This is a genomic window from Yinghuangia soli, from assembly GCF_021502675.1.
GTDB lineage: Bacteria > Actinomycetota > Actinomycetes > Streptomycetales > Streptomycetaceae > Yinghuangia > Yinghuangia soli.
Window position 1 is genome coordinate 47,437 of sequence record NZ_JAKFHA010000025.1, and the last position, 25,496, is coordinate 72,932.

Annotated in this window: 22 protein-coding genes; 14 read left to right on the forward strand and 8 right to left on the reverse strand. The window is 73.0% G+C overall.

Annotated features, from left to right (window positions below; translation table 11 throughout):
• Nucleotides 1-50 precede the first annotated feature (50 nt).
• The 6 genes from LZ495_RS30915 (at nucleotide 51) to LZ495_RS30940 (ending at nucleotide 6,391) form a co-directional block, all read left to right on the forward strand.
• Nucleotides 51-1,322, forward strand: coding sequence for an LLM class flavin-dependent oxidoreductase (locus tag LZ495_RS30915; protein WP_235056252.1), 1,272 nt, complete (start codon nucleotides 51-53; stop codon nucleotides 1,320-1,322).
• Entirely contained in the window at nucleotides 1,319-2,128 is an 810-nt protein-coding gene (locus LZ495_RS30920) for an SDR family NAD(P)-dependent oxidoreductase (protein WP_235056253.1), read from the forward strand. The genes LZ495_RS30915 and LZ495_RS30920 overlap by 4 nt, the downstream gene beginning before the upstream one ends.
• 88 nt (nucleotides 2,129-2,216) lie before the next feature.
• Nucleotides 2,217-3,263 carry an alcohol dehydrogenase catalytic domain-containing protein gene (locus LZ495_RS30925; protein ID WP_235056254.1) on the forward strand — a complete coding sequence of 349 codons (1,047 nt, stop codon included), beginning with the start codon at nucleotides 2,217-2,219 and terminating at the stop codon, nucleotides 3,261-3,263.
• A gap of 168 nt (nucleotides 3,264-3,431) precedes the next feature.
• Entirely contained in the window at nucleotides 3,432-4,370 is a 939-nt protein-coding gene (locus LZ495_RS30930; protein WP_235056255.1) for an amidohydrolase family protein, read from the forward strand.
• Nucleotides 4,367-5,410 carry an LLM class flavin-dependent oxidoreductase gene (locus LZ495_RS30935; protein ID WP_235056256.1) on the forward strand — a complete coding sequence of 348 codons (1,044 nt, stop codon included), beginning with the start codon at nucleotides 4,367-4,369 and terminating at the stop codon, nucleotides 5,408-5,410. The genes LZ495_RS30930 and LZ495_RS30935 overlap by 4 nt, the downstream gene beginning before the upstream one ends.
• A gap of 93 nt (nucleotides 5,411-5,503) precedes the next feature.
• Nucleotides 5,504-6,391: an ATP-grasp domain-containing protein gene (locus LZ495_RS30940; protein WP_235056257.1), complete on the forward strand. Its 888-nt coding sequence runs from the start codon at nucleotides 5,504-5,506 to the stop codon at nucleotides 6,389-6,391.
• A gap of 95 nt (nucleotides 6,392-6,486) precedes the next feature.
• Here LZ495_RS30940 and LZ495_RS30945 read toward each other — a convergent pair whose 3' ends face one another.
• The gene (locus LZ495_RS30945) at nucleotides 6,487-7,587 is read right to left on the reverse strand and encodes an alpha/beta hydrolase (protein WP_235056258.1); all 1,101 of its coding nucleotides are present in this window, start codon (nucleotides 7,585-7,587) and stop codon (nucleotides 6,487-6,489) included.
• A 182-nt stretch (nucleotides 7,588-7,769) separates the two neighbouring features.
• Between LZ495_RS30945 and LZ495_RS30950 the strand changes: the two genes are divergently transcribed.
• Together LZ495_RS30950 and LZ495_RS30955 are read left to right on the forward strand one after the other, a co-directional pair.
• The gene (locus LZ495_RS30950; protein WP_235056259.1) at nucleotides 7,770-8,690 is read left to right on the forward strand and encodes a DUF4429 domain-containing protein; all 921 of its coding nucleotides are present in this window, start codon (nucleotides 7,770-7,772) and stop codon (nucleotides 8,688-8,690) included.
• 70 nt (nucleotides 8,691-8,760) lie between these two features.
• Nucleotides 8,761-10,026 (forward strand): hypothetical protein, encoded by a 1,266-nt coding sequence (locus tag LZ495_RS30955; protein ID WP_235056260.1) that lies wholly within the window; start codon nucleotides 8,761-8,763, stop codon nucleotides 10,024-10,026.
• 18 nt (nucleotides 10,027-10,044) lie between these two features.
• On the opposite strand, the gene LZ495_RS30960 is transcribed toward LZ495_RS30955, so the two are convergent.
• The 4 genes from LZ495_RS30960 to LZ495_RS30975 all read right to left on the reverse strand — a co-directional run bounded on the left by LZ495_RS30960 (nucleotide 10,045) and on the right by LZ495_RS30975 (nucleotide 14,674).
• On the reverse strand, nucleotides 10,045-10,863 hold the full coding sequence (locus tag LZ495_RS30960) for an SAM-dependent methyltransferase (protein WP_268823558.1): 819 nt from the start codon (nucleotides 10,861-10,863) through the stop codon (nucleotides 10,045-10,047).
• A 116-nt stretch (nucleotides 10,864-10,979) separates the two neighbouring features.
• Nucleotides 10,980-12,419, reverse strand: a complete 1,440-nt coding sequence (locus LZ495_RS30965) for a M14 family zinc carboxypeptidase (RefSeq protein ID WP_235056262.1) — start codon at nucleotides 12,417-12,419, stop codon at nucleotides 10,980-10,982.
• Nucleotides 12,420-12,658: 239 nt separating this feature from the next.
• Nucleotides 12,659-13,678, reverse strand: a complete 1,020-nt coding sequence (locus LZ495_RS30970; protein ID WP_235056263.1) for an STM4015 family protein — start codon at nucleotides 13,676-13,678, stop codon at nucleotides 12,659-12,661.
• 93 nt (nucleotides 13,679-13,771) lie between these two features.
• Complete coding sequence (locus LZ495_RS30975) at nucleotides 13,772-14,674, reverse strand: LysR family transcriptional regulator (protein WP_235056264.1); 903 nt, start codon at nucleotides 14,672-14,674, stop codon at nucleotides 13,772-13,774.
• A gap of 278 nt (nucleotides 14,675-14,952) precedes the next feature.
• Between LZ495_RS30975 and LZ495_RS30980 the strand changes: the two genes are divergently transcribed.
• Nucleotides 14,953-15,828: an alpha/beta fold hydrolase gene (locus LZ495_RS30980; protein ID WP_235056265.1), complete on the forward strand. Its 876-nt coding sequence runs from the start codon at nucleotides 14,953-14,955 to the stop codon at nucleotides 15,826-15,828.
• On the forward strand, nucleotides 15,825-16,424 hold the full coding sequence (locus tag LZ495_RS30985) for a flavodoxin family protein (protein ID WP_235056266.1): 600 nt from the start codon (nucleotides 15,825-15,827) through the stop codon (nucleotides 16,422-16,424). The genes LZ495_RS30980 and LZ495_RS30985 overlap by 4 nt, the downstream gene beginning before the upstream one ends.
• Before the next feature lie 97 nt (nucleotides 16,425-16,521).
• On the opposite strand, the gene LZ495_RS30990 is transcribed toward LZ495_RS30985, so the two are convergent.
• The gene (locus tag LZ495_RS30990) at nucleotides 16,522-17,592 is read right to left on the reverse strand and encodes a TIGR04222 domain-containing membrane protein (protein WP_235056267.1); all 1,071 of its coding nucleotides are present in this window, start codon (nucleotides 17,590-17,592) and stop codon (nucleotides 16,522-16,524) included.
• Nucleotides 17,593-17,855: 263 nt separating this feature from the next.
• Here LZ495_RS30990 and LZ495_RS30995 point away from each other — a divergent pair, with 263 nt between their 5' ends.
• Together LZ495_RS30995 and LZ495_RS31000 are read left to right on the forward strand one after the other, a co-directional pair.
• Nucleotides 17,856-18,671: an aldo/keto reductase gene (locus tag LZ495_RS30995; protein ID WP_235056325.1), complete on the forward strand. Its 816-nt coding sequence runs from the start codon at nucleotides 17,856-17,858 to the stop codon at nucleotides 18,669-18,671.
• 106 nt (nucleotides 18,672-18,777) lie between these two features.
• Entirely contained in the window at nucleotides 18,778-19,887 is a 1,110-nt protein-coding gene (locus LZ495_RS31000; protein WP_235056268.1) for a hypothetical protein, read from the forward strand.
• A gap of 25 nt (nucleotides 19,888-19,912) precedes the next feature.
• Here the strand turns inward: LZ495_RS31000 and LZ495_RS31005 are convergent, their stop codons facing one another.
• Together LZ495_RS31005 and LZ495_RS45045 are read right to left on the reverse strand one after the other, a co-directional pair.
• A complete protein-coding gene (locus tag LZ495_RS31005) occupies nucleotides 19,913-20,653 on the reverse strand; it encodes a response regulator (protein WP_235056269.1) in 741 nt (246 codons plus the stop codon).
• Between the two features lie 11 nt (nucleotides 20,654-20,664).
• On the reverse strand, nucleotides 20,665-22,074 hold the full coding sequence (locus LZ495_RS45045) for a sensor histidine kinase (protein WP_235056270.1): 1,410 nt from the start codon (nucleotides 22,072-22,074) through the stop codon (nucleotides 20,665-20,667).
• 163 nt (nucleotides 22,075-22,237) lie between these two features.
• Between LZ495_RS45045 and LZ495_RS31015 the strand changes: the two genes are divergently transcribed.
• Together LZ495_RS31015 and LZ495_RS31020 are read left to right on the forward strand one after the other, a co-directional pair.
• Nucleotides 22,238-22,990, forward strand: a complete 753-nt coding sequence (locus LZ495_RS31015) for an ABC transporter ATP-binding protein (protein ID WP_235056271.1) — start codon at nucleotides 22,238-22,240, stop codon at nucleotides 22,988-22,990.
• Nucleotides 22,987-25,428, forward strand: a complete 2,442-nt coding sequence (locus LZ495_RS31020) for an ABC transporter permease (RefSeq protein WP_235056272.1) — start codon at nucleotides 22,987-22,989, stop codon at nucleotides 25,426-25,428. The genes LZ495_RS31015 and LZ495_RS31020 overlap by 4 nt, the downstream gene beginning before the upstream one ends.
• The last annotated feature ends 68 nt before the right edge of the window (nucleotides 25,429-25,496 follow it).

The following is a 25,496-nucleotide window of genomic DNA, read 5'->3' on the forward strand; positions in this document are numbered from 1 at the left end:
CGCGTCCTGTCAGGGTGACGCTCCGTCAGGGCAGCACGCCCTGGCTCGGCATGACGGAACATCAGGAGGCCTGGGTGTCGGCGGATACAGCGCACTCGGCGCACGCGGCGCACGAAATAGCCACGCAGGTCACCGCAGGTGAGCGGTGGCCGCTGAAGTTCGGGGTCTTCATGGCCCCGTTCCACAAGGCGGGCCGCAACCCGACCCTGATGCTGGAGCAGGACCTGTCGCTGCTCGAGCATCTGGACCGGCTCGGGTACGACGAGGCCTGGATCGGCGAGCACCACTCGGGCGGCTGGGAGATCGTCGCGTCCCCCGAGCTGTTCATCGCGTCGGCGGCGGCCCGCACCCGGCACCTGCGCTTCGGGACCGGCGTCATCTCGCTGCCCTACCACCACCCGCTGCACGTCGCGGACCGCATGGTGCTGCTCGACCACCTGACGCGCGGCCGCGTGATGCTGGGCGTGGGCCCGGGCCAGCTGGCCTCCGACGCGCACATGCTGGGCATCGACACGGCCCGCCAGCGGGAGATGATGGAGGAATCTCTCGAGGCCGTCACGGCGCTTCTCGCCGGGCGCGAGCCCGTGACCCGGAAGACCGACTGGTTCACCCTCCAGGACGCGCAGTTGCAGCTGCGGCCGTTCCAGGACCCGTCGTTCGAGATCGCCGTGGCGGCCACGTTCTCGCCGGCCGGGCCGCGTACCGCGGGCCGTTTCGGGGCCGGCATGCTGTCCATCGCGGCCAGTCAGGAGGGCGGTTTCGACGCCCTGGGCTACCACTGGAACGTCGCCAACGAGGTCGCCGCGCAGCACGGCCGGACCGTGGACCGGCGCAAGTGGCGGCTGATGGGCATGATGCACATCGCCGAGACGGAGGAGCAGGCCCGCCGCGAGGTGGCGTACGGGCTGCGCGACATCCAGGACTACCAGGCGAAGGTCCTGCCGATCCCGTACGACGCGGATGCGTCGCTGGACGCGCGCCTGGACCACGGCAATGCGACGGGTTCGTTCATCTGCGGCACGCCGGAGATGGCGGTGCGCCAGATCGAGCGGCTGTGGCAGAAGTCCGGCGGCTTCGGGACGTACCTGTTCATGGGTGCGGACTTCGCCGACCCGGAGGCCACGCGCCGGTCGTACGAGTTGATCGCCCGCGAGGTGATCCCGCACTTCACCGGGCAGTCGGCGGGCCCGGTGGCCTCGCACGACTGGCAGGTGGCGCTGTCCGAACGCTGGCGCGACCAGACCGCGCAGGCGCTCGGCAAGGCGATGAAGGACTACGAGGCGGACAAGGCCGCCGGTGCGTCCGAGGGAGCGGGAGCATGACCGCCGACGCCGCCGGCCGGATCGCCGGGAAGGTCGCGCTGGTCACCGGTGCCGGTGCGGGCATCGGGCGGGCGGTCGCGGAGCGCTTCGTCGCGGAGGGCGCGTACGTGGTGGCCGGCGACATCGACGCCGATGCGCTGAAGTCGCTGGTCGACGCGTTGGGCGAGGAGCGCGTGGCGGTCGCGTCCTGCGACGTCACCGTCGAGGCGGATGTCGAGGCGCTGGTCGCGCTGGCCGTGGAGCGGTTCGGCGGGCTGGACGTGGCGGTCGCCAATGCGGGCGGCGGCACGGCGTCCGAGCTGGTCGACCACGACTACGCGGCCTGGCAGCGGGTGGTGAACCTGTGCCTGAACGGCACGTTCCTGACCGTGAAGCACGCGGGTGCGGCCATGAAGCAGTCCGGGCGGGGCGGTTCGATCGTGAACCTGGCCAGCCTGAACGCGGTGCAGGCCGGGCGCGGCATGGGTGCGTACTGCTCGGCGAAGGCCGGTGTGGTGGCGCTCACCGAGGTGGCCGCACTGGAGCTGGGCCGGCACGGTGTGCGCGTGAACGCGGTGCTGCCCGGGCTGGTGCGCACCAAGGCGACGGGCGGCATGTGGCATGTGCCGGGCGTGGTCGAGGAGTACGTGGAGAACGCGCCGCTGGGGCGTTTCGCGGAGCCGGAGGAGGTGGCCAATGTGGTGCTGTTCCTGGCGTCCGACGAGGCCGGCTTCGTGTCCGGGAGCCAGTACGGCGTGGACGGCGGTGCGCGTACCGGCCGCTATCCGGACCTGATCGGCGCCATGCAGCGGCTGTCCGGCAGCTGACACTTCCATCCGCCGGTGCGGCGGGTGCGCGGGCCCGGCGAGGCTGCGCACCCGCCGCGCGGGCAGCCACCGAGGAGGGACGAACCCGATGCGAGCAGCGGTCCTGTACGCCGCGCGCGACCTGCGGATCGAGGAGGTGCCGGACCCGGTCCCGGGGCCCGGCGAGGTGCTGGTGCGGCCGCGCTTCACCGGCCTGTGCGGCTCCGACCTGCACTTCTGGGAGGGCGGGCTGCGGCATGTCGTGAAGGACCCGATCATCCTGGGCCACGAGTTCTCGGCGGAGGTCGTGGAGGTCGGGCCGGGTGTCGGCAATCCGGCGATCCGGCCGGGCGCGCTGGCCGCGGTCGAGCCGATGTGGACGTGCGGGCAGTGCGCGCCGTGCCGCCGCGGCACGTACAACCTGTGCCGCAACCTGACCTGGCACGGGCTGTCCGTGAAGGGCGGCGGGATGTCCGGGCTGACCGTGGTCCGGGCGGACATGGTGCACATCCTCCCCGAGTCGCTCACCGCGGAGCAGGGTGCGCTGGTGGAGCCGGTGTCCGTCGCGCACCACTGTGTGACGAAGGCTCAGGTCGAGCCGGGCGGCAGTGCGTTGGTGCTGGGTGCCGGGCCGATCGGGATCGCGTCGTACCTGGACCTGCGGGCCCGCGGGGTGGAGCGGATCTTCGTGTCGGAGCCGTCCGCGGACCGGCGCGCGGCGATCGCGCATCTGGCCGGGCTCACCGGCGGCGGGGCGGATCTGATCCTCGACCCGGGTGCCGTGGACGTGGTCGCGGCGGTGCGGGAGCTGACGGACGGGGACGGCGTGGACGCGGCGATCGATGCCGCGGGCGTGGAGCCGGCGTTCCATGCGGGCCTGTCCGCGACGCGGCCCGGGGGCCGGATGGTGACCGTCGCGGTGTACATGAAGCCGGTGACGTTCCACCCTCTGGCGGCGTTCCTCGGCGGCGTGGACATCGTGGCAAGTTGTGCGTACTGCAACGACTTTCCCGCGGTCATCGACGGTTTCGTGAACGGTTCGTACCCACTCGACGGCTGGGTCCGACCGATCCCGATGGACGGCGCCGCCGCTGGTTTCACCGCGCTGGAGGCGGGCACAGAACTCAAGCTGCTGGTCGACGTCCAGGGATCCTGACGCCCGGACGTCGCGGCCCCGAGCGGCGACGTGCGCCGACGGCCGGGATACTCCCCCGTGCCCGGTCGTCGGCCCCGCCGTACATCCCCCGTACCCCGGCGATCTTTCCCGACGTTTCTGATACAACGTCAGAATCGGTCCCGACCCCGGCGGACGGAGAGCTCCGGCATGCCCACGACTGACGCTCCCGAGCCCGCGGAGCCGCTCGTCCACCCGGCGGCCGCGCGCTTCCGGATCGTCGACTGCCACCACCATGTGGGCAATGTGCAGGGCACGTTGGGGCTGGGCGGCAGCGCGGACGGGACCGGTCCGGATACCGAGACGGCGGTAAGGCTGCGGACGATGCGCCGGCATGGCGTCGACGCGTCCGTGGTCACCCCCGGGCACGGCTACCTGCGTCCCGAAGGCCTCGCCGACACGCGGCGCGTCAACGACGGGATCGCCGCATACCGGGACGCCGCACCACGGGATTTCGCCGCCGCGGTCGGCATCGTCGAACCGCTGTACGGCCCGGCCGGGCTCCCCGAACTGGTCCGGATCCGCGACGAACTGGGCCTGGTCGGCGTCAGCTTCCACGCCCGCTTCCAGGGCGTCTCGACGGACAGCCCGCTGGTCCGGGCGCTGCTCGGGCCCATGGGCGAACTGGGGCTCGTGCCGTTCGTGCACGCCATGGGCGAGGCGCACGGCGAGCCGCTGTGGCAGGTCCAGGCGCTGGCCCGGGACTTCCCCGACCTGACCTTCCTGGTGCTGGACTGCTTCTCCGACTTCGAGCAGTGCCGCCAGGCGCTGATCGTCGCGGAGCAGACCCCGAACCTGGTGTTCGACACCTCGCTCGTCTACACGTTCGACCTCGTCGAGCCGTTCCTGCGGCGCTTCGGCCCGGACCGGCTGGTGTTCGGCACCGACCTGTACTCGGCGCCGCTGGGCTACCGGCGCAACCACGTCCTCGGACAACTGCTCGACTGCGACGTGCCGGACGACGTCAAGCAGGCGGTCCTGGCCGGCACGCTCGAACGCCTGCTCGGCCTCCCTGCCGCCACCGCAAGCGTCGACCCCGTCGCCGACACCACCGCTGCCGTCATCTCTGCATCGGAGCCGCGCCCATGACCACGCCGGTGCCCGCGTCGGACCGCCCCGCGCTGCGCTTCGCGACCGGCACCACGGTCAAGGACTTCGCGGCGTACACCGAATGGCTGCGGGTCGCGGAGGACTGCGGGTACGCGATGCTGACCACCGGGGATTCGCAGTCCCTGTGGGCCGATCCGTACGTCGCGCTCACCTTCGCCGCCCAGCACACCACCGTCCCGCGCCTCGGCGTCACGGTGTCCAATCCGATGACCCGGCACCCGGCCGTGGCCGCGTCGGCTTCCTCGGCGCTGCAGCACATCTCGGGCGACCGTTTCGTGCTCGGCATCTCGTCCGGCGACTCGGCGCTGCGCAACATCGGGCTGCGCCCGGCGCGGGTCGCCGAGACGGAGGAGTACGTCACCGCGGTCCGCGACCTGACCGCCGGGCGGGCCGCGCGCTGGCAGGGCGCCGATCTGGAGCTGCGCTGGCCGCCGCGGCGCACGCCGGTGTGGGTGGCCGCCGAGGGTCCGCGCACGCTGCGCATGGCCGGGCGGGTCGCGGACGGCGTGGTGCTGTCGAACAGCCTCACCCGCGAGGCGTACGCCCGGAACCTCGGGCACATCGCGGAAGGCGCCGCGGAGGCCGGCCGGGATGTTGCCGACCTGGAGGTCTGGTGCATGGCCAACGTCGTGCCCGCGGCGACCGAGCAGGACGGCATCGACCAGGTCCGGTCGGTGCTGGCGGGCACCGCGAACCACGTCTTCCGGTTCGGCACCGAGGGCAAGGGCCTGCCGGACGCGCTGCGGCCGGCCGTCGAGGAGCTCAAGCGCCGCTACGACTCGGCGCACCACGCCTCGCCGGAGACCGCCGCGCACAATGCCGCGCTGGTCGATGAGCTGGGGCTGACCGGTTTCCTGGCCGCCCACTCCACGGTCGCGGGTCCGCTCGGGCACTGCGTCGAACGCCTGCACGAGATCGCCGAGGCCGGGGTGCGGAACCTGGTCGTGGCGCAGTTCGTCCCCGAGCCCCTGGCCTTCATGAGGACGTTCGCGGACCGCATCGCGCCGCATTTCCGCTGAGCCGCGCGGCGTCCCCGGGGCCGCCCGGGGCGGCTCGCCGGGCTCCCGCGATGCGCCTGCGATCTTGGACGATGATCCGTATATCGTGACGGCATGTCCGCTCAACCGGCCGCCACGGCCCGCATCGCCCTCGTCACCTGCGCCGAGCTGCCGCAGCTCGACGAGGACGAGATCGCCCCTATCGCCCCGCTCGCCGAACGCGGCATCACCGCGGAGCCCGCGGTCTGGAACGACCCGGCCGTGGACTGGGCCGCGTACGACCTGGCGGTCATCCGCTCGACGTGGGACTACATCGACCACCACGACGACTTCGTGGCCTGGGCGGACCGCGTCCCGAACCTGGCGAACCCCGCGGACGTGGTGCGCTGGAACACCGACAAGACCTACCTGCGCGACCTGGCCGAGGCGGGCGTGCCCGTGGTGCCGACCACGTGGCTCGACCCGGACAGCACGGTGACGCTGCCGACCAGCGGTGAGTTCGTCGTGAAGCCGGCCATAAGCTGCGGCTCGAAGGACACCGGCCGGTACGACCTGGCCGACGCCGCGCAGCGCGCGCTCGCCGCCGGGCTCGCCACGCGCCTGCTGTCGGAGGGCCGGACCGTCATGGTCCAGCCGTATCTGCACGCGGTCGACACCGCGGGCGAGACTGCGGTGCTGTTCTTCGGCGGGCATTACAGCCACGCGATCCGCAAGGGCGCGCTGCTGGACGGCCCGGCCGGCGACGTGGGCCTGTACAAGCAGGAGGACATCCGGGCGCGTGAGGCGACGGACAGCGAGCTGCACGTCGCGCAGCAGGCCCTCGCGGCCGTCCCCGGCGGCGCGGACCGGCTGCTGTACGCCCGGGTCGACGTGATCCCGGACGCGGACGGCCACCCGGTGCTCCTGGAGCTGGAGCTGACCGAGCCGTCGCTGTTCCTGCGCTACGACGAGGGCGCGCCGGAGCGTTTCGCGGACGCGGTGGCGGCGTACCTCAAGCGCTGACCCACCTCTGCCCGTATGCCCGAGGGGCGCTGCCTGTCATGGCAGCGCCCCTCGGGCGTTCGCGTCTGCCGGCCCTCGCCGGGCCGGCCCGCCGGTCAGGCCGCCGGGACCTCGTCGCCCGGCGCCGCGGCCGCCTTCGTCGCCGCCATCGCCCGCCGGACCTCGGCCGCGATCTCGGCCATGGCTGCCGCGCAGTGGCGTTCCACGCAGGCGAAGCTGGCGAAGCCATGGAAGAGCAGGTCGTACCGCTTGGCCGAGACGTCCACACCGGCCTCGCGCAGCCGGGCCGCGTACGCCTCGCCCTCGTCGCGCAGCGGGTCGAAGCCGCCCGTGACGACGTGGGTGGGCGGGAGGCCGGCGACGTCCGGGTCGTGCAGGACGGACAGGCGCGGGTCGTCGGCGTGCGGCATGAAGCCGGAGATCAGGCCGTCGGGGCCGGTCCAGGTCTCGGTGTCGATCACGAAGCCCTTGCCGTAGGCGTCGCGCGACGGGTACGAGCCGCCTATGTCGGTGGCCGGGTAGATGAGCAGCGTCCAGGCCGGGAGTGCGGTGCCGCTGCGCAGGGCGGCGTGCCCGACGGCGGCGGCGAGGTTACCGCCCGCGCTGTCGCCGCCGACGCCGATGCGTCCGGGTTCGGCGCCGAAGGCCTCGGGGGTGTCGACGACGTGCCGGAAGACCGCGAGGGCGTCGTCGTACTGGGCGGGGAACCCGTGCTCGGGGGCCAGCCGGTACTCGGCGGAGAGGACGCGTACCCCGGAGCGCGCGGCGAGGAAGCGGCAGACCGGTTCGTGGCTGTCCACGCCGCCGAGGATCCAGCCGCCGCCGTGGAAGAAGACCAGCAGCGGGCCGGGTCCGGTCGCGTCCGCGGGCTCGTAGAGGCGGGCCTTGAGGGGCCCGGCGGCGCCCGGCACGGTCGTGTCGGTGGTGCGCAGGCCGCGGCCTTCGCGGCCGGCGAGGATCGGGCCGCCGCGTTCGCTGTCCGCACGCAGCCGGCCGAGCTGGTGGAGGCCGCTGGGCATCTGCTTCTGTATCAACCGCATGACCGCGCGGCTGGACGCGGGCAGTTCGCGGCCGTCGTCGCCGTGCACCCGGGGGCCGGCCATCGGCCGCAGCAGCGGGCCGGGCAGCGCGAAGACGCCGCGGAGCATTGCCGAGGCGGCTCGCGCGCCGCGCGGGCCGAGACGGGGGGCGGCCAAGACGGGCCTCCAAGTGCCGGGCCTGACACCCCGCCAGACCGAGTGCAGGCACGCTACCCGACCGCGGTCCCACCTGGGCATACTCTGCCCCGCCCGAGTGTCGGCGCCGCCCTGTGGGCCTGGACGCAGGACGTCCGGGATCCGGACACGGACGGCCCACTCCTCCCCCATAGGATCATCGGGTGGCTGACGTGATGACGAAGGACGGGACCTGGACCTTCGACGGGGAGACGATCCGCATCGTGCCCGGGCAGGACCGCGGCGTGCACAGACTGCGCCGCGTCCTCGGCGAGATCGCGGTGCCGCTGGCGGCGGTGGCGCGGGCGTCGTACGCGCCGGGGCGCAAGGCCGGGCGGCTGCAACTGCGGCTGCGTACCGGGGCGGACCCGTTCCTGCAGGTCTGCGGCGGCCGGCTCCAGGAGGACGCCGACCCGTACCAGCTGACCGTCGAGAACGACCGGGCCGCGGCAGCCGAGTACTTCGCCGAGGAGATCCGCAACGCGCTGCTCCTCGAAGGCGTTCCGGACACCCCGACCGACCGCTATCTGCTGCCCGCCGCGCCGGTGCCGCTCGGCGCGAACGGGCAGGACGGCAGCGCCGCGTTCGACGGCGAAACCGTGCGCCTCGAATGGAACTGGATCGCCGACGAGCGCAAGCGCGCGACCGGTACGCAGCGCATCCCGCTGGCGAAGATCGTCGGCGTGGAATGGCACCCCGCGGTCGGCCTCGACTCCGGCCACCTGCGGTTCCGCGTCGACCCGCCGGCCACGGGCAGCCAGCAGCCGCAGCACGACCCGTACTGCCTGCAACTGTGGGGCCTGAGGAAGGAGACCGGTACCAGCGCGCTGCTGGCGGCCGCGGTCGTCGCCCGCCTGCCGCACCCGAACGCCCCGCGCCCCGAGGCACTCCCCGCAGCTGCGGCCTCGGACTCCCCCTCCCCCAGCGCGATTTCCGCCCCCGGTGCCCCCGCTGCAGCCGAATCCACCGACGACCACGACGTCGTCCTGCGCCGCCTGCGCGAGCTCGGCGACCTGCACCGCGACGGCATCCTGGATGCCGACGAGTTCGCCGCCGCAAAGGCCGCGCTGCTCCGCCGCCTCTGAGCTGTTTCCCGTTGCCGTACGCCCGTCCCGCTCTTGAGGCGGGGCGGGCGTTTCTGCTTCGGTTCAGCCTGTGCACCCTTCCGCGCAGCTCCTCGACGCCGCCCCGGCCGCCGTCCTGCAGGACGTCCTCGCCCGCTCCGACGCGGCGACGCTGACCTCGCTGCTGAGCGGCCGGTACGCGCCCGGAGACGCACTGATCTCCCACGTCCTGGAGCGCGGCGCCACCGCGCACCGGGTCGACCTGGCCTCCAACACCGGCCTCGCCCATGCCGCGTACGACGCACTCGCCGACGACGCCGCCCGGGTACCGCGTCCCGAAGTGGCGGCCCGCCTCCTCGGCAATCTGAGCGTGACCGGCGAGGTGGCCGCCAAGCTGGTACCGCTGGTCACCGACCCCGCGGCGCTCGGCATCGGTGACGACGGCGCCCACAACTTCCAAGCCGCGCTTGCTTCCCTGTCCGCCTCCGAGGACCCGCGAGTCCTCATGCGCGTGGCCGCGCTGCTCGACCGCGACGTCAACGCGCTGGGCGGGTACGCCGTCCTCATCCGCTGCTGCCTCGGCCTCCTGGACACCGCGAGCGCCGAGGCCGTACGCAAGGCGATCGCCTCCGTCCCCGCTTCCACGAAGAACCTCGAGGAGCCGTCCCCCGCCGTCGTCGCCGCCCTCATGGCGCCCGACAACCGCGGCCTGCTCCAAAGCGCCCTGGAGCACGAGAGCAGCACGCCGGTCATCCTGTCGGCACTCCGCCAGGAGGCGTCCTGGAGCTCCTTCGAGCAGATGCTGCGCGACCCCCGGCGCTACGGCAGCGACGCATTCGCCGTCGTCTTCCGCGGCCCCCGAGCCCCCCTCGACTGGGACCTCATCCGCCGCGAACACCGCCGCTACCCGTTGCGCCACAACGCGCTCGGCGCCCTCGCCCGGCAACCCGACTGCCCCGCTGACCTTGCCGAAGCCAAGGAACCCACGACCCGCCCCGACTCCCGAAAGCCCCCGCTCCGCTCCCGCATCCAGCCGAGATCGGTGCGCAAAGCCCTCCTCGCCCAACTGGCCGGCAACACCCACAAACTGATGTCCCAGGACGTCTCCCGAGGCCTCGCCGACGGCGTCCTGTCCGCGATGGACGTCCTCACGCACGGGCGCATCGCCCTCGCCGCCCTGGAAACCCTCCGCTTCCCCGGCACCCGCCCCGAGGAATCCCGCGCCGCGGTCGCCGCCATCGCCACCACCGCCCTGGGCCCGCGCCCCGAAGCGTGGGCCGTGGCCCTGCGCCTCCTCCCCGACTTCCCCGGCACGTTCCCCGAACTGATCAGCACAGCCAAGCAGGCAACCCGCTGACCCCGTCCGGAACGCCGCTCAGACCTTCCGCCCCATTCCCGCCGCAATCAGCCGACTCGGCGCACCCTCCCCCGACGACTCCGAAGCCGGCTTCTCCGGCCGCCACAACGGAATCTCCACAACCCCCGGCTCCTCGATCTCCAGCCCGTCGAAGAACCCGGCAATCTCGGCGTTCGTACGGAAGCGCCCGCTGCCCAGCATCTGCAGGAACACCTTCTCCATCTCATCCGTCACAGGCGGGGCCGCCTGAAAGTGCGTCAAGAACAGAAAGCTCCCCGGCACCACGGCATCGACGTACTGCCGAACAACCGCCCCCGGGTTCTCCGCATCCCCGAGGTGATGCACCACGCCGATCATGAGCACCCCCAGCGGCCGTGCCAGGTCGATCAGTTCACGAACCTCGGAACGCCCGAGCACATCCCCCGGATCCCGCAGATCAGCAGTCACCACGAGCGCGTTGTCGTCCCCGGCCAACAACTCCCGCCCATGCGCGAACACGATCGGATCGTTGTCGACGTACACCACCCGAGCCGCGGGATTGGCTGCCTGAGCAACCTGATGGGTGTTCTGCACCGTGGGCAGGCCCGACCCCAAGTCGATGAACTGGTCGATCCCCTGCTCCACCAGGTACCGGACACCTCGGGCAAGCACCTCGCGGTGCTCCCAAGCGCTCTCCTTGCTGATCGGCAGCACACCCTGGATCTTCTGGGCCACCGCCCGATCGGAGGCGTAGTTCTCGCTGCCGCCGAGCATCGCGTCATACACCCGGGCGATGCTCGGCACGGAGACGTCGACCCCATCAGGAACCCGACCCTCGTCCGACCTGTCCGCTCCCATGGACTCCCCCGATTTCCTTGCTTCAAGGACCAGTTGCAGGCACGCGCCCAAGATCGTAGCCCGCCCCCCAACCACCCGGAAGGCACTACCGAGGGCTGCTTGACCGCCGACCGGCGTCAGCTCGGGTTGCGGCCGTTCGTATGCGGCGGGTGGAAGAGCGCGGGGTCGTCGAGCTTTGCGCCTGGCAGGGGGCGGCGCTCGGCGGCGGCCGCCAGGCGGACCGCGGCCACGGTCATGCGGCCCTGGTGTTCGGCCTGGCGGGCCACCGGGAGCCAGGTCGCTGCCAGAGCCGCCTCGTACTCGCGGCACCAGCGGGTCACCAGGGCGATCAAGCGGTTCTGTGCGTACCGGAGTTGCGGTTGGGTGCGGGTGCGGGGCTCGTCGTCGAGGAGGTGCAGGAGCATGGCGGCGGCCCGGAGGGGCAAGCGCCACGTCTGGGCTTGGAGGGACGTGATGTGCGCTCGGGTCAGGGTCAGGTGCGAGGTCGTCGCGGCGGGCGGGGGCGGTTCCGCTGCGCCGTCCGGGGCGTTGTCGGCGGCGAGGTCGGTCCATTCGTCGGCCAGGACCGGGCACAGGTCGGACAGCCCCCGCGCTGCCCGGAAGAGCCGGCTGTCCGGGAGTACCGCTCCGACGTCGTCCACCAGGCGGCCCACCTCGACTCCCGCGGCGCGCAGGCGCGTGATGCAGGACAGGATCGCGGCCTCGGCAGGGGCCTCGGGTGGTCGCGCGTCGTCTACGTATGGGCTTGTCCACATGGGGACTTCGATCAATGCAGTGAGTCCGCCGTGCCGGTGGGGTGCGTACCAAGTGGACGCCGAGGCCAGTTCCACGTGCGGTCCGAAGCGCTCGTGCTCGCCGGTCTGCGGCATCACGAAGACGCCGGGTGCGGTCTCGGGCCACGCGAAGGTGTCGAAGGCGCCGCGTTCGATCGGGATCCCCAGGCCTGCGGCGGATGCCGCCAGTGCCGCGGACAGCCCCGGCAGGTCGCGCGTCACCTGGACCCAGGTGCCGCCTACGTCGATGCCGTGCAGGGAGCACTGGAGCATCGGGCGCAGCTCGTCGATCACGTCGAAGAGTGCCCGTGTCTCGGGGAGTTCGTCGCCCGGCGGGCGTAGGGACGGGGCGAGTTCGGGCTGCTCGGCGGCGGCCGGGCGGTAGAAGCCGCGGTGGTGGCCGAGGAATGACTGGACCGGGCTCGGCTCGGTGCGGTGCAGGCGTGCGCTGTCCGGGTCGAGGCAGAGCAGGAAGTGCCAGACGATGCCCGAACTCGCGTAGATGTCGCGGTACGCCACCGCGTGCCGGGCGAGCGCCGCGGTGGTCGCCGCGCCCACCACCTCATTGGCGTGCGCCCCCGCGACCACCAGGACGTTGCGGTCGCCGCCTGTCCCGACCGTGAGCAGCCGGATCGGCTCCCCGCGCTGCGAGGAGCCGATCCGGCGCAATGCACAGAAGTCGGGGTTGCCCTCGGCCAATCCTGTTGCGGTGCGCACGAGTTCGTCGACCGACGGATACCGGCCCGCGGCCGTGTCCCGCACCCGGCGCGCCGAACCCGTCACCGCGCCTGGGCCATCGGAGTCGCCGCCTCGGCCGTCCGTCCGTCGAGCGGGCGGCTCACGGTCGTCCCCGCCATCGCACCTCCCGGTCCCCGCCCGCGCCGGCCCGAGGCCGCGCGTGCGGTTCATCCGACTTCGTGTGAGGATCCGGGAGTCGGCGGCGGAGTGTCAACACCGGTACGGGAATCGGCGGTTCGGGAGCGTATGCGCACCTGCGGCAGCGGCGGCCGCGCGGTGCGCGACTACTCGGAGACCTCCGTGTAGCGCCCTTCCTCGGGCGTCCGCGCGCCGTCCCACGGCGTGCACCGCTCGGACACGTCGACGGCCACGCCGGACGCCGCGAGGGAGTCCGCCAACCGCTTGGCGGCCGGTTCGGAGAGGAAGTGGTGGCGTACGGACAGGCGCGCGAGGTGGGTGAGCGGCTGGCCGGACAGCAGCGCCTCGGCCCCGGCGTCGGACAGCATGCCCATGGACAGGTCGAGGGACTCGAGTTGCGCGACGACCGGGGCGACGGCGACCGCGGAGGCCACCTCGTCCTGGATCTCGCTGTTCATGAGGCCGAGGTGCCGCAGTGCGGGCAGCCGGGTCCCGTCGAGCAGGCCGGCGAGGTCCGCGACGGCCACCGTGCCGCCGTACATCTCCACGCCGAGCCACAGTTCCAGCCGCTCCAGCGCCGGAAGGTCGGACGCGGCCACCGCGGCCGGCAGGTGCGCGGGCATGCCGCCGGTCTGGAACGCGAGGCGCCGCAGGTTGGCGTGCGCGACGGGTCGCAGGATCGGGCCCGCCGCCTCGCCGTGCCCGGTGCCGAACCGGTAGCCGAACCCGACCAGCCCGGGGAACGCCTCCAGCAGCGGGGTGACGTCCTCCGGCGGGATCCACGAGATCTCGTGCTCCTCGCCGACTATGTCGCCGACGAACAGGTGCTGAAGAGCCGGGAACTTGCCGGCGTGCTCGACCAGGACCGGCACGACACCGTCGGCGCCGTCCAGGATGTCGGTGGCGAAGTAGCCGATGACCAGTGCGCGGACCTTCGTCGTGTCGACCGTCTTCAGGAACGCCCCGAAGACGTCGGCGAACTCCCACGTGGCATCGAAGTGCGTGGCGATCTTCCAGGCGACCGACTCGGGCGCAGGCGCGGCGGCGGCCAGCGTGGCGAGGAAGTCGGCGTCCTCTTTCAGGTCGTCGTCCTCGAGGTCGTCCTCGGCCATGAACGTGTGGACCGGGTACCCGCCCAGTTCCTCCAGATGCCACCGCACGCTCATGCCCGCTCCACTCCGTATCCCGAGCCACCTCCGGGCCCGGCCCATGACACTAGGCCCTGCCTCCGACCGCCCGACCGGCGGGCGACGTGCGGGTCACGGGCCGGTCCGCGGGGCTGCGGCCACCGTCGCGGCCACGAACGCGCGGATGCGCGGATCGTCGTCGTCGCAGGTGCGCCACAGCAGGGCGAACTCCAGGGGCGGCAGGTCGTGGACCGGCAGGTACACCAGGTCGGGCCGGTTATAGTACTGGGCCAGCTGGGTGTCGCCGAGGACGAGCATGCGGCCCGCGCTGACCATCGTGAGGGCTTCCAGGTAGGTGGCCACGGGTTCCGTGAACCGTTCGATGCGGCGGCCGGAGGGTGTCCGGGGCGGGGCGTGGAAGTCGACGGCGTAGTCCGGGAACGTCGGGACGGCCGTCGGGAGGGTCTCACCGGCGAGGTCTTCCCAGGAGACCGAGTCCATGCCCGCGAACCGGTGGTCGGCGGACGCGACGACCACGCGGTTCCGGCGGGCGACGACGGGGCCGACCCTGATGTCGGGTTCGTCCACCGGCAGCGACATGAGCAGGACGTCGACGGTGCCGTCCCGCAGCTGCGAGACGAAGTGGTGCACCTGGGTCTCGACGACGCGGACGTCGCACTGCGGGTGTTCGGCGCGGAACCGGTGTCGGCCTTGGACGACAAGGGTGCCGGCCAGCACGCTCATGAAGCCGACCGCCAGTGTTCCGGTGATGTCGTTGCGGGCCAGCCGCGCGCGTTCGAGCGCCTGCTGGATGCCCTGCTGGTGCGGATGCAGGTCGGCGCGCAGCCTGCGGCCGATGTCGGTGAGCATCACGTGCCGGCTCGACCGGTCGAACAGCCGGACGCCCAGCTGCCGTTCGATCCGCTTGATGGTCTTGCTGACCAGGGCGGTCGAGAGGAACAGCCGGTCCGCGGTGCGGCCGAAGTGCAGTTCCTCGGCGAGGACGAGGAATATCTCGATGTCCTGTCTTTCCATGGTCCGGCCGGTTTCCTTCGTTCGGAGGATTTCGGCCTCAAGACACCGCAGGCCGGGGCGGTGTGACGGCGTGTGAGGCAGCTCACCGGCGGCAGGTCGCGGGACAGGCTGCCGGACAGGCTGCCGGACAGGCAGCCGCGCGGGACCGCGCCCGCAGTCCGGGCCGCCCCGATCGTTGACGAAGTGCGCACGCGCGTTGCCGATTCCCCCGTTGCTCGGCTCCTCCGCAGCCTTGATCGTTGAGGCGTCCCCGAACCTCTCCGATCAAGGAACAGCCCATGGCCTTGGTGCGTCTGCCCGACGTCGCGCACCGCTACGTCTCCATCGACGGGGTCCGCGTCTTCTACCGCGAGACCGGTCCCGCCGACGCCCCCGTGCTGCTTCTGCTGCACGGTTTCCCGTCCGCCTCGCACCAGTTCCGCCGCTTGTTCGACGCGCTCGGCGGCGACTACCGGCTGATCGCCCCGGACTACCCCGGCTTCGGCCACAGCGACGACCCCGACCGCTCGGACGGGCCGTACTCGTTCGCGAAGATGACCGACGCGGTCGAGGGGTTCTGCCAGGCGCTCGGCCTCGACCGTTTCGTCGCCTACCTGTTCGACTTCGGCGGCCCGGTCGGGCTGCGGCTCGCCGCCCGGCACCCCGAGTGGTTCGCCGGCCTGGTGATCCAGAACTCCAACGCGTACGAGGAGGGCCTGAGCAACCTCGCCCTCGGGCTGGCAGCGCTCCAGCCCGGCGTCGAAGGCGCGGAGGACCGCCTGCGGGAGATCCTCGTCCTCCCGGTCACGCGCGGCCAGTACGAGGGCGGCGCCGAGGATCCGGAGCGCATCGCCCCGGACGGCTGGACGCTCGACCAGCACTTCCTGGACCTGCCCGGCCGCAAGGACATCCAGGTCGACCTCGCGCTGGACTACCACACCAACATCGCGCTGTACCCGGCCTGGCAGGCCTGGCTGCGCGGCAACCAGCCGCCGGCCCTCGTCCTGTGGGGCCGCAACGACGCGTTCTTCCCGGTGGCCGGGGCGCACGCGTACCGCAAGGACCTGCGGCACGCCGAGGTCCACGAATTCGACACCGGCCACTTCGCGCTCGAGGAAAAGCTCCCCGAGATCGCCCCGCTCATCGCCGACTTCCTCGACCGGAACGGAAAATGACCATGACCTCCGTCGCCATCGCCTACTTCAGCGGCTACGGCCACACCGCCCGCTTCGCCGACGCCGTGCGCGAGGGCGCCGCGTCCGTCGCAGGCGTCGAGACCCACCTCGTCGCCGTGGATGCCGTCACCGACGAGCAGTGGGAGATCCTGGACGCCGCCGACGCGATCGTCTTCGGTGCGCCCACCTACTTCGGCGACGTCGCCGGCAAGTTCAAGCTGTTCATGGAGTCCACGAGCCGCCGCTGGGACGAGCAGGTGTGGGCGGACAAGCTCGCCGCCGGGTTCACGACCTCCGGGGCCAAGTCCGGCGACAAGCTGCAGACCCTGCAGAGCCTGTCCGTTTTCGCGGCGCAGCACAGCATGCTCTGGGTCAGCCTGGGCCTGCGGCCGGGCTGGAACAGCAGCACCGGCTCCGAGTTCGACCTGAACCGGCTCGGCGTGTGGCTGGGCGCGGCGGCCCAGTCCAACGGCGATGAAGGGCCCGAGGCCGCGCACCCGTCCGATCTGGCGACCGCGGACCACCTCGGCCGCCGGGTCGCGGCGCACGCCGTACGCCGGGCGGCCGCCGCCGCGCTCGACGCGTCCGCTGCCTGACCTCGCACACCCGTCGTCTCCGCGGCGCGGCGCACCGGGGAGACGACGGCCCCCGGTCCACCGCGGGGTCCGAGGTGGCGCTTCGCCCGGACGGCGCTCAGCTGCTGCTGGAGCAGGAGGACCCGGAAGAGCAGCTGGACGAGGAGGACGAGCACGATGAGGACGACGAGCAGGACGACGAGGACGACGAGGACGAGCAGGACGAGCCGCTCGACGACGAGCACGACGAGCCGGAGCAGTGGGTGCCGCGCGTCCCGCTGTCCGCGCAGGAGTCCGAGCCGCACCACGAACCGCTGCAGGCATCCGAGCCTCCCGAGCTGTCGGAGCCGTCGGTCCCGCCCGACGAGTCACCGCCGTCCGCACCCGCATATGCGTAGGTGTGGCTCGGGCGGTGGCGGCGGAACATCTCGACCAGGTCGTGGTCCGGCAGGCGGCTCAGGCCGAAGACCGCGGCAGGGCCCAGTCCGAGGCCCCCGGCGACGCTCTGTCCGAGCCCCCTCTGGAGCGACGTCTGGCTGCGCAGCCGGCTCACGTACACGTCCGCGACCCGGCTGCGCGGCCCCCAGCCCGTCACGGACAGCACGATCCCGAGGATCACGCTGACGAAGACGCCTCCGATGTGCAGGAGGAGCGCGGTGACGAACAGCTCCGGGTCCTCGGCGGCCGACGGCATGAAGCCGGGGATCATGACGGTGAGGAAGCTGCCCGCCGCGGACACGATCAGCACCTTGCGGGCGAAGCGCCGCAACTTGCCGCTGCCGGGGCGGCGCAGCATCCCTTCGGCGACCAGGTGGTCGCCGATCCCCTGCACCTCGGGGCAGCGCGCGCCCGCGGTACGTGCGTCCGACAGCGGCATCGACCCGCCGGCGTCCTCGATCGGGCGCAGGACGCCCAGGGCGACGCGGTCGGCGGGCCGGCGGCCGGTGGTGGTGACGGTGCCGTCCCGGTTGATGTGCAGCGCGCCCGAGGCACGCAGCGCGAGCAGCGCCATGTCGGCCGCGCGCACCGGACCGGAGCACAGGAAGGCGGCCTCGTACAGATCGAGGCTGCCCGGGCGCGGCGCGATACCCGGCGTACGGACGCGTCCGTGCACGAGAGCAACGACCGCGAGGAGGATGGCGAGGCCCATCCAGGCGGCGTAAGCCACAACGGCGAAATTGGTGTCCACGAACGGTAGGAAGGATCTGACGCCCCGTCGGTTCGCCTCGCCGCCAAGTCGATGGACACCCCTCACGGCACCCCTCACGGCAGCCGCCAAACCACCGCGCCCGCGGCGGGCGCAGGTACCCCGTCGACGCGCCGCCAATGGCGTGGACACCGGGCCCCGGGGATGGTGGGATGCGGCGGATGGCTGGTCGTCGGACCCGGGAGTCTGGTGTGCGCGAAGGAACGGCAGCGGCGCGGAGTGGCGAGTTCCTGCTGGGCGGCGACATGCCGGTGGCCCGGATGGGGTTCGGCACGATGCGGCTCACCGGCCCGGGTATCTGGGGTGATCCGCGGGACCGGGACGAGGCGCTCGCGGTGCTGCGGCGGGCCGTCGAACTCGGCGTCACGTTCCTCGACACCGCCGACTCGTACGGTCCGTTCGTCGCCGAGGACCTGATCGCCGAGGCGCTGTACCCGTACGCGGACGACCTGGTGATCGCCACCAAGGGCGGCCTCACCCGGCAGGGCCCGGACCGCTGGGAGCCGGTCGGTGCCCCCGCGTATCTGCGCCAGTGCGTCGAGATGAGCCTGCGGCGGCTCCGCGTGGAGCGGATCGACCTGTACCAGCTGCACCGGATCGACCCCGCATTCCCGATGGAGGACCAGCTGGGCGTGCTCGCGGAGTTGCGCGACGAGGGCAAGATCCGCCACATCGGCCTGTCCGGCGTCGGGGTGGACGAGTTGGAGGCGGCCCGGGCGGTCACCGGGATCGCGTCGGTGCAGAACATCTACAGCCTCGTGCGCCAGGCGCACCGCGATGTGCTGGAGCACTGCGTCAAGACCGGCATCGCGTTCATCCCGTTCTTCCCGCTGGGTGCGGGGCAGTTGGCCGGCGGCGTCGGCCCGCTCGACGAGGCGGCCGCGGAATTCGGGATCACCAGCTCGCAGTTGGCGCTCGCCTGGCTCCTCAACGCGGCCCCGGTGATGCTCCCGATCCCGGGCACGTCGCGGCTCGCGCACCTGGAGGAGAACGTCGCCGCCGCCGCGATCCCGCTGTCCCCCGACCAGGTGGCCGACCTGGCGGCCCGCTGGAGCGACTGACCAGGCGCCGGCGGGCCGGAGCGGAATCGCGCGGCCCATGGTCCGGTAAGCGCGGCGTGCGCCGGCCCCTCCGGCAGGCCTCCGGGGGATTCGGCAGGATGGGGCCATGAGTGATCTTCGGGGAAATGACAGCGGTACGGCCGAAGGCGTCGTGGAGTTGGCCCAGCGCCTCCGCTCCGCCGATCCGCAAGGCTGGACCGCCCAGGGCACCCGGGCGCTGGTGGCGGCGCTGGGCTGGGAGTGGTCCGAGCCGGGTGACGGGGACGACGAAGTGCCGGTGCGCACCGGCCGCGAAACCGGTGACGCCCGGCTTCGCCCTGGCGACAAGTACGCCGAACGCTACGTCGGCAGCGAGGAGTTCATCGAGCTGGCGGTGCCGCTGACCGCTCCCCTGACCGGCACGGCCGCGCAGGTCGGTGCCTTCGCCGAGGCGCGGCGGCAACTCGTCCAGGCGCTCGGCCCGGCGCCGGTCGCCGGTTCGTACGGTTCGCTCGGCCCGATCTACGGGCGCACGGTTTCGTGGGGAGCGCCGTTCCTGCGCTGGCGCGGCGAAGAGAACAGCCTCGAACTGCGGGCCGGCCAGGGCGGCCCGGAGCTGGTGCTGCAGCCGACGGACCCGATCGAGAACTGGTTCTGGCGCTCCGGCGTCGGCGAGGAGTTCTCGATCGAGGGCTACTTCGGTGCCGACCGCAGCCCGGCCAACGGCGGCTTGGGCTTCCCGGGCCGCTGGTACGCGCAGAGCTGGCAGACCGTCACCTCCGCGCTGGGCGAGTTCCTGGACAGCCTCGCCGCCGAGCTGACCGCGCTCGGGTTGACGGTGAGCATGCCGCTGTACGGGCGGGCCGGCGACAACGGCGCGCCGCTGCTGTTCGACATCACGTACCGCGAAGACCGCCTGGTCGTGGGCTGCTTCCTGCCCGACGGCACCGAGCACGCGGACGGCAGCGGTGCCGTCGACGCCCGCGAACTGGGCTGGGGCACGGTCGCCGACCACCCGGAGACTGCGGAGGTCTGCTCCGACGACGAGGAGCCGCGCTGGCGTATCGACGGGGGCGGCCCGGACGAGGCGTCCGGACGCGCGATCGCCGCGGTCATGGTGGCGACCGCCCGCGCGATCGGTGTCGCGGAGCCGTCCGACCTCATCCTGGGCGGCGAAGGCGAATCCGTCGGCCGCTACGACATGACGTTCTACGGCCTGGGCCTCCGCACCGGCTGAGGCCCGGGGCGCGCCGCGGCCGGCCTCAGGCGGAGTCGTGGCCGCCCGGCGTGACCAGCGCGGTCTCGTACGCCAGCACCACCGCCTGCACCCGGTCCCGCAGATGCAGCTTGGTCAGGATCCGGGTCACGTGGGTCTTGACCGTCTCGACGCTCAAGGTCAGGGACGCGGCCAGTTCCGCGTTGCTCAGGCCCCGGGCGAGCAGCCGCAGCACTTCGAGTTCGCGCGGGGTCAGGGTGGCGAGGTCGCCGCGCACGTGCGGGGCGACCTCGGGCGGGTTGGCGAACCGCTCGACCAGGCGGCGGGTGATGGTCGGCGCGAGGAGCGCGTCGCCCGCGGTGACCAGGCGTACGGCGGCGACGAGTTGCTCGGGGGTGACGTCCTTGAGGAGGAACCCGCTGGCGCCTGCGTCGAGCGCGGCGTACACGTAGTGGTCGAGGTCGAACGTGGTCAGGATGATGATGCGGCAGGGCCGCCCGTCGAGGGCGCCGGGCGGGTCGGCCATGATTCGCCGGGTCGCCTCCAGGCCGTCCAGGCCCGGCATGCGGATGTCCATGAGGACGACGTCGGGGCGGGTGCGCCGGACCGCCGCGCACGCCTGGTCGCCGTCCGCGGCCTCGGCGACGACGTCGATGCCGGCGGACGCGAGGATCATCCGGAACCCGGAGCGCACCAGGGCCTGGTCGTCGGCCACGACCACCCGCAGCGCGGCAGGCGCGGCGGATGCGGCCGCGGCATCGGCGCGCACCGGTTCCCCTGTGTTCAACAGTCCCCCTGTCATGGCGCGGGTACCGGGATCGTGGCCTCGACACGGTAGCCGCCGGTGGGCCGGTGGCCGGACCGGAAGGTGCCGTTGTGCAGGTGCACGCGTTCGGCGAGGCCGAGCAGCCCGCGTCCGGCGCCGAGCGGTTCGGGGCGCCGGCCCTCGGCCGGTCCGCGGTCGGCGACCTCGATGCGCAGGCTGCCCGGGTCGTGCGTGAGGGTGACGTCCGTACGGCTGCCGGGCGCGTACTTGAGTGCGTTGGTGAGCGCTTCCTGCACGACGCGGTACGCGGTGAGTTCGACGCCCGGCGGCAGCGGCCCGAAGCCGGCTCCGGTGTCGAGCCGGACGTCCAGGCCCGCGGTGCGGACGCGGTCCACGAGCACGGGCAGCCGGGCCAGGTCGGGCTGCGGGGCGAGCGGCGGACCGAGCGCATCGCCGTCCGGGACGCCGCGCCCGGTGGCACCGGTCCCGGGTTGCCCGGAGGCGGGACTCCCGGCACCTGATCCGGATCGCGGTCCCGAACCCGTCGTTCCCGGCCTGGATCCCCCGGCCTCGGCCGCGGGGGCACCGCCGCCCTCGCCCGCTCCCCCGCCCCCGTCCTGCGCCGTCAGCACATCGAGCATGTACCGCAGTTCGGCCATCGTCTCGCGCCCGCTCGTCTCGACCGCGCGCAGTGCCTCGGTCGCCGCATCCGGGTCGGTGCGCAGCACCATGCGGGCGGCTCCCGACTGGATCACCATCACGCTGACATTGTGGCTGACCACGTCGTGCAGTTCGCGGGCGATGCGGGCGCGTTCGAGGGCGACCGCGACCTCCCGCTCGTACTCGGCCTTGACCGCCCGCCCGTGCAGCGCGCCGGCCCGGGTGCGCCAGGTGCCGATGGTGCGTCCGGCGGCCCACATCGCGGCCATCACGGCGAGCACCGTCACACCGGGCGGGCTGTTGTCGTCGTCGGGGAACTTCGCCACCAGGGCGACGGTCCCCGCGCCCAGCACCGCCAGGGCGGTGCGCGCCCGCGGCACATGCGCGGCGACCGTGTAGGCGCCGGCGGCGAGCGCGGCGATGATGGGGATGGCGACGTTCTCTTCGTCGACCACGAGCACCGCACCGAGTTGGACGCCGAAGACCAGGATCGGCGAGCTGCGCCGCCAGGCGAGGGCGATCGTGGTGAGCATGGCCAGGATGACGGTCCAGGAGTCCGGTCCGGTCTCCTCGGGCAGGAAGGCGACGGGCCGCCCGTCCACGAAGCCGACCTGCATCGGGGCGTCCGCCTGCGTGGCGTTGCCGTACAGCAGGACCAGGGCGACGAGGGTCGCGGCGAGGGCGAGCAGCGCGTCGCCGCCGAGCGGCCCGGGGCGGCGCAGGAACGCCGCGAGCCGGCCGGCGGGCTGAGGCGGTGTCAGCGCGTGCGGTGCGGGTGTCACTCCGGCATTCTCGCCGCGGCCGGGCGGCGGCGTACATCCCGCTTGCGGACCGTCGGCATCCCTCGGAGGAGCTACGCGCCCGGCCGTACTTCGCGGGAGCGACGGCAGGTTGGCTCGTCGTGCGGACGTCCGGTGCGGGGCCGCGGACCTAGCGTCCGGGGCCATGACAGACGTGATCCGGCTCGAAGCCGTGACGAAGCAGTACGACGAGACGGGCCCGGCCGCGCTGAGCGGTGTCGGGCTGGCGGTCGGCGCGCATGAAGCGGTCGCCGTGATGGGGCCGTCCGGCAGCGGCAAGTCGACGCTGCTCAACCTGATCGCCGGTCTGGACCGGGCGTCCTCGGGGGACGTGACGGTCGCGGGGGTGCGTCTGAACGGGCTTTCCGAGACGGCGCTCGCCAGGTTCCGGCGGCAGCACATCGGCATGGTGTTCCAGTTCTTCAATCTGCTCGACGACCTGACCGTGCTGGACAACGTGCTGATGCCGGCCCGGCTGGGCGGCATGTCGCTGCGCACCGCTCGCACGCGGTCCGCCGAGCTGCTCGACTACCTGGGGATCGGCCGGCATGCGGACGCCTACCCGGCCCGGCTGTCCGGCGGCGAGCGCCAGCGGGTGGCGATCGCGCGGGCCTTGATGAACCGTCCGCCGCTGCTCCTCGCGGACGAGCCGACGGGTGCGGTGGACAGCGCCACCGGGCGGCACATCACCGACCTGCTGGCCGAGCTCAACCGGGACGGCCAGGCGCTGCTGCTGGTGACGCACGACGAGCGGCTCGCGCAGGAGTGCACGGGCCGGATCGTGCGGATCGTGGACGGCCGCATCGTCGGCGAGGAGGCCACCACGGGCCGTGCGGCCGCCGCGGCCAACGGATCGGGTACGGCGCCGGCGGCCGCTTCGCCGGAGGCCGCGCGATGAACGCGGTCCTGCGCGCCGCCTGGTCGGCGATCGTGCGGCGCCGTGTGCAGACCCTGGTGACCGCGGTGGTCGCGCTTCTGGCGACGGCGACCGCGGTGCTCGGGCTGGGGCTGCTGGTGGCGTCGATGGGGCCGTTCGACCGGGCGTTCGCGCGGTTGAACGGGGCTCATGCGGCGGTCAGCGTGGACGCCGCGAAGGCCACGCCCGAGCAGATCCAGGCCGGTGCGGCGCGCGCCGGTTCGGGGATCACCGCGTTCGGCGGGCCGTACCCTTCGGTCAGCGCGGTCCCTGAGCCGGTCGCCGGGGTGGGCAACGGGCACGTCGTCCCGGAGGCGGTCACCGTGGTCGGCCGGACGTCCCCGGACGGGCCGCTGGACGAGCTCAAGATGGTGTCCGGGCGCTGGGTGCGGGCTCCGGGCGAGATCGTGTTCGCGGACGGGCAGAACGGCCCGACTCCCGAGGTCGGGACCAGGCTGCGGCTCGGCGGGGTCGAGATGACCGTGGTGGGCACGGCCGCGTCCGTCACCGGCACGGCCGGGGCGTGGGCCCTGCCCGACCAGGTCGCGGCGATCCACGGGGCGGACGGCAGCCGGACGTTCCAGGTGCTGTACCGCTTCGCCGCGGCGGACGGGAACGACGCGGTGGCCGCCGGGGTGGCCGCGGTGCGGGCGGGGCTGCCGGCGGATGCGGTGCTCGGTTCGACGTCGTACCTCGAGGCGCGCCGCGACGCGGCGGGGGTGGCCGATCTGGTGGTGCCCTTCGTGACCGCGTTCAGCGTGCTGGGCCTGGTGATGTCGGTGCTGATCGTGGCCAATGTGGTGAGCGGCTCGGTGGTCGCGGGGTACCGCGGGATCGGCGTCCTCAAGACGCTCGGGTTCTCCCCGGTGCAGGTCGCCGCGACGTACCTGGCCCAGGTTCTGCTCCCGGCGCTGTTCGGGGCCGCGCTGGGCACGGTGATCGGCCAGCTGCTCGCGCTGCCGCTGCTGGCGGACACCGCGGAGTCGTTCGCGGTGCCCGAAGTGGCGTCGATCCCTTGGTGGGTGGACGTGGCGGTGCCGCTGGGCCTGATCGCGACGGTGTGCGTCGCGGCGCTGGTCCCGGCGCTGAAGGCCGGGCGGACGCCGGCGGTGCAGGCCATCGCGGTCGGCCGTGCGCCCCGCTCCGGGCGCGGCTTCCGGGCGCACCGCATCCTGTCCCGGGCGCCGCTGCCGCGGGCTGTCGGGCTGGGGCTGGCAAGCCCGTTCACGCGGCCCGCGCGCACCGCGATGACGCTGGCCGCGCTGCTGCTGGGGACCGCGGCGGTCACGTTCGCCTACGGTCTCGCCCAGACGCTGGACCGGGTCGATGCCGGACTTTCCCGCGCCGCGAATACGCAGGTCACCGTCGACCTGCTGCGCCCGAGCGGGCCGCCCGGGCAGAACCAGGGCCCGCTCGGGGAAGGCAGCGGGCCGGTGCAGAACCAGCGTCCGCCGGGGGTCGGCGGCCCGGGAGCAGGTCCCGGCGGGAAGGAGAATCTGCCGTCCGCCGATCCGGCGGCCGTCGCCGCCATGCTGCGCGCCGACTCGGGCACGGCCCGCTTCACCGAGGTCGCGGAGGCGCGGGCGACCATCCCGGGGCGCACCCAGGGGGTCGAACTGACCGGGTACGGCACCGACTCGTCGTGGCTGGGCTACCCGATCCTGGCGGGCCGCTGGTTCCAGGGGCCGGGTGAAGTGGTCGTTCCGACGTCGTTCCTGCGCGGTTCGGCGCTCAAGGTCGGCGACGAGATCGCCCTGGAGTGGGAGGGCCGCCGCACCAAGGTCCGCATCGTCGGCGAGGCCTTCTCCAGCGAAGAGAACCACCTCTACGTCGACCGCGGGACCCTCACCGCACTGGATCCCGCGTCCCGGATCGAGCAGTACGAGGTCAAGCTCGCGCCGGGCACGGACATCGGCGCGTACATCCAGCGCCTCGCGGAATCGCAGGTCTTCGCCGCGGGCTTCGGCGGCGTGATGGACCGCAACGAGTCGAGCGAGACCCTGGCGATCCTGCTGGGCCTGATCGCCACGTTGACGCTGCTGCTGGCAGCGGTCGCCGCGCTCGGCGTGCTCAATACGGTGGCGCTCGACACCCGGGAACGGGCGCAGTCCATCGGCGTCCTCAAGTCCTTGGGCATGACGCCGCGGCAGACCCTGGTCATGGTGGTGACCTCGGTCACCGCGGTGGGGCTGATCGCGGGCGCGATCGGCATCCCGCTCGGCGTGGCCCTGCACCACGCCGTGGCCCCCGTGATGGCCGGCGTCGCCGAACTCCGGCTCCCGGACCACATGCTGTCGGTCTACAGCGTCCCTTCGTACGCCGTCCTCGCGGTATCCGGCGCCCTGTTGGCCGCTCTCGGCGCGTTGATGCCGGCGACCTGGGCCGCCAAGACCAAGGCTGCGCTGTGGCGTACCGAGTAGCCGCCGTGCGCCTGGCTTGAGGCCGTACCGGCACCCGAGGGGGGGGGGCGGGGGCGCCCAAACGGGGG

Coding starts and splice junctions, on each gene's coding strand:
- LZ495_RS30915 (WP_235056252.1), top strand. CDS start 51: ATGACGGAACATCAGGAGGCCTGGGTGTCGGCGGATACAGCGCACTCG.
- LZ495_RS30920 (WP_235056253.1), top strand. CDS start 1,319: ATGACCGCCGACGCCGCCGGCCGGATCGCCGGGAAGGTCGCGCTGGTC.
- LZ495_RS30925 (WP_235056254.1), top strand. CDS start 2,217: ATGCGAGCAGCGGTCCTGTACGCCGCGCGCGACCTGCGGATCGAGGAG.
- LZ495_RS30930 (WP_235056255.1), top strand. CDS start 3,432: ATGCCCACGACTGACGCTCCCGAGCCCGCGGAGCCGCTCGTCCACCCG.
- LZ495_RS30935 (WP_235056256.1), top strand. CDS start 4,367: ATGACCACGCCGGTGCCCGCGTCGGACCGCCCCGCGCTGCGCTTCGCG.
- LZ495_RS30940 (WP_235056257.1), top strand. CDS start 5,504: ATGTCCGCTCAACCGGCCGCCACGGCCCGCATCGCCCTCGTCACCTGC.
- LZ495_RS30960 (WP_268823558.1), bottom strand. CDS start 10,863: ATGGGAGCGGACAGGTCGGACGAGGGTCGGGTTCCTGATGGGGTCGAC.
- LZ495_RS30970 (WP_235056263.1), bottom strand. CDS start 13,678: ATGAGCGTGCGGTGGCATCTGGAGGAACTGGGCGGGTACCCGGTCCAC.
- LZ495_RS30975 (WP_235056264.1), bottom strand. CDS start 14,674: ATGGAAAGACAGGACATCGAGATATTCCTCGTCCTCGCCGAGGAACTG.
- LZ495_RS30980 (WP_235056265.1), top strand. CDS start 14,953: ATGGCCTTGGTGCGTCTGCCCGACGTCGCGCACCGCTACGTCTCCATC.
- LZ495_RS30985 (WP_235056266.1), top strand. CDS start 15,825: ATGACCATGACCTCCGTCGCCATCGCCTACTTCAGCGGCTACGGCCAC.
- LZ495_RS30995 (WP_235056325.1), top strand. CDS start 17,856: ATGCCGGTGGCCCGGATGGGGTTCGGCACGATGCGGCTCACCGGCCCG.
- LZ495_RS31000 (WP_235056268.1), top strand. CDS start 18,778: ATGAGTGATCTTCGGGGAAATGACAGCGGTACGGCCGAAGGCGTCGTG.
- LZ495_RS31015 (WP_235056271.1), top strand. CDS start 22,238: ATGACAGACGTGATCCGGCTCGAAGCCGTGACGAAGCAGTACGACGAG.
- LZ495_RS31020 (WP_235056272.1), top strand. CDS start 22,987: ATGAACGCGGTCCTGCGCGCCGCCTGGTCGGCGATCGTGCGGCGCCGT.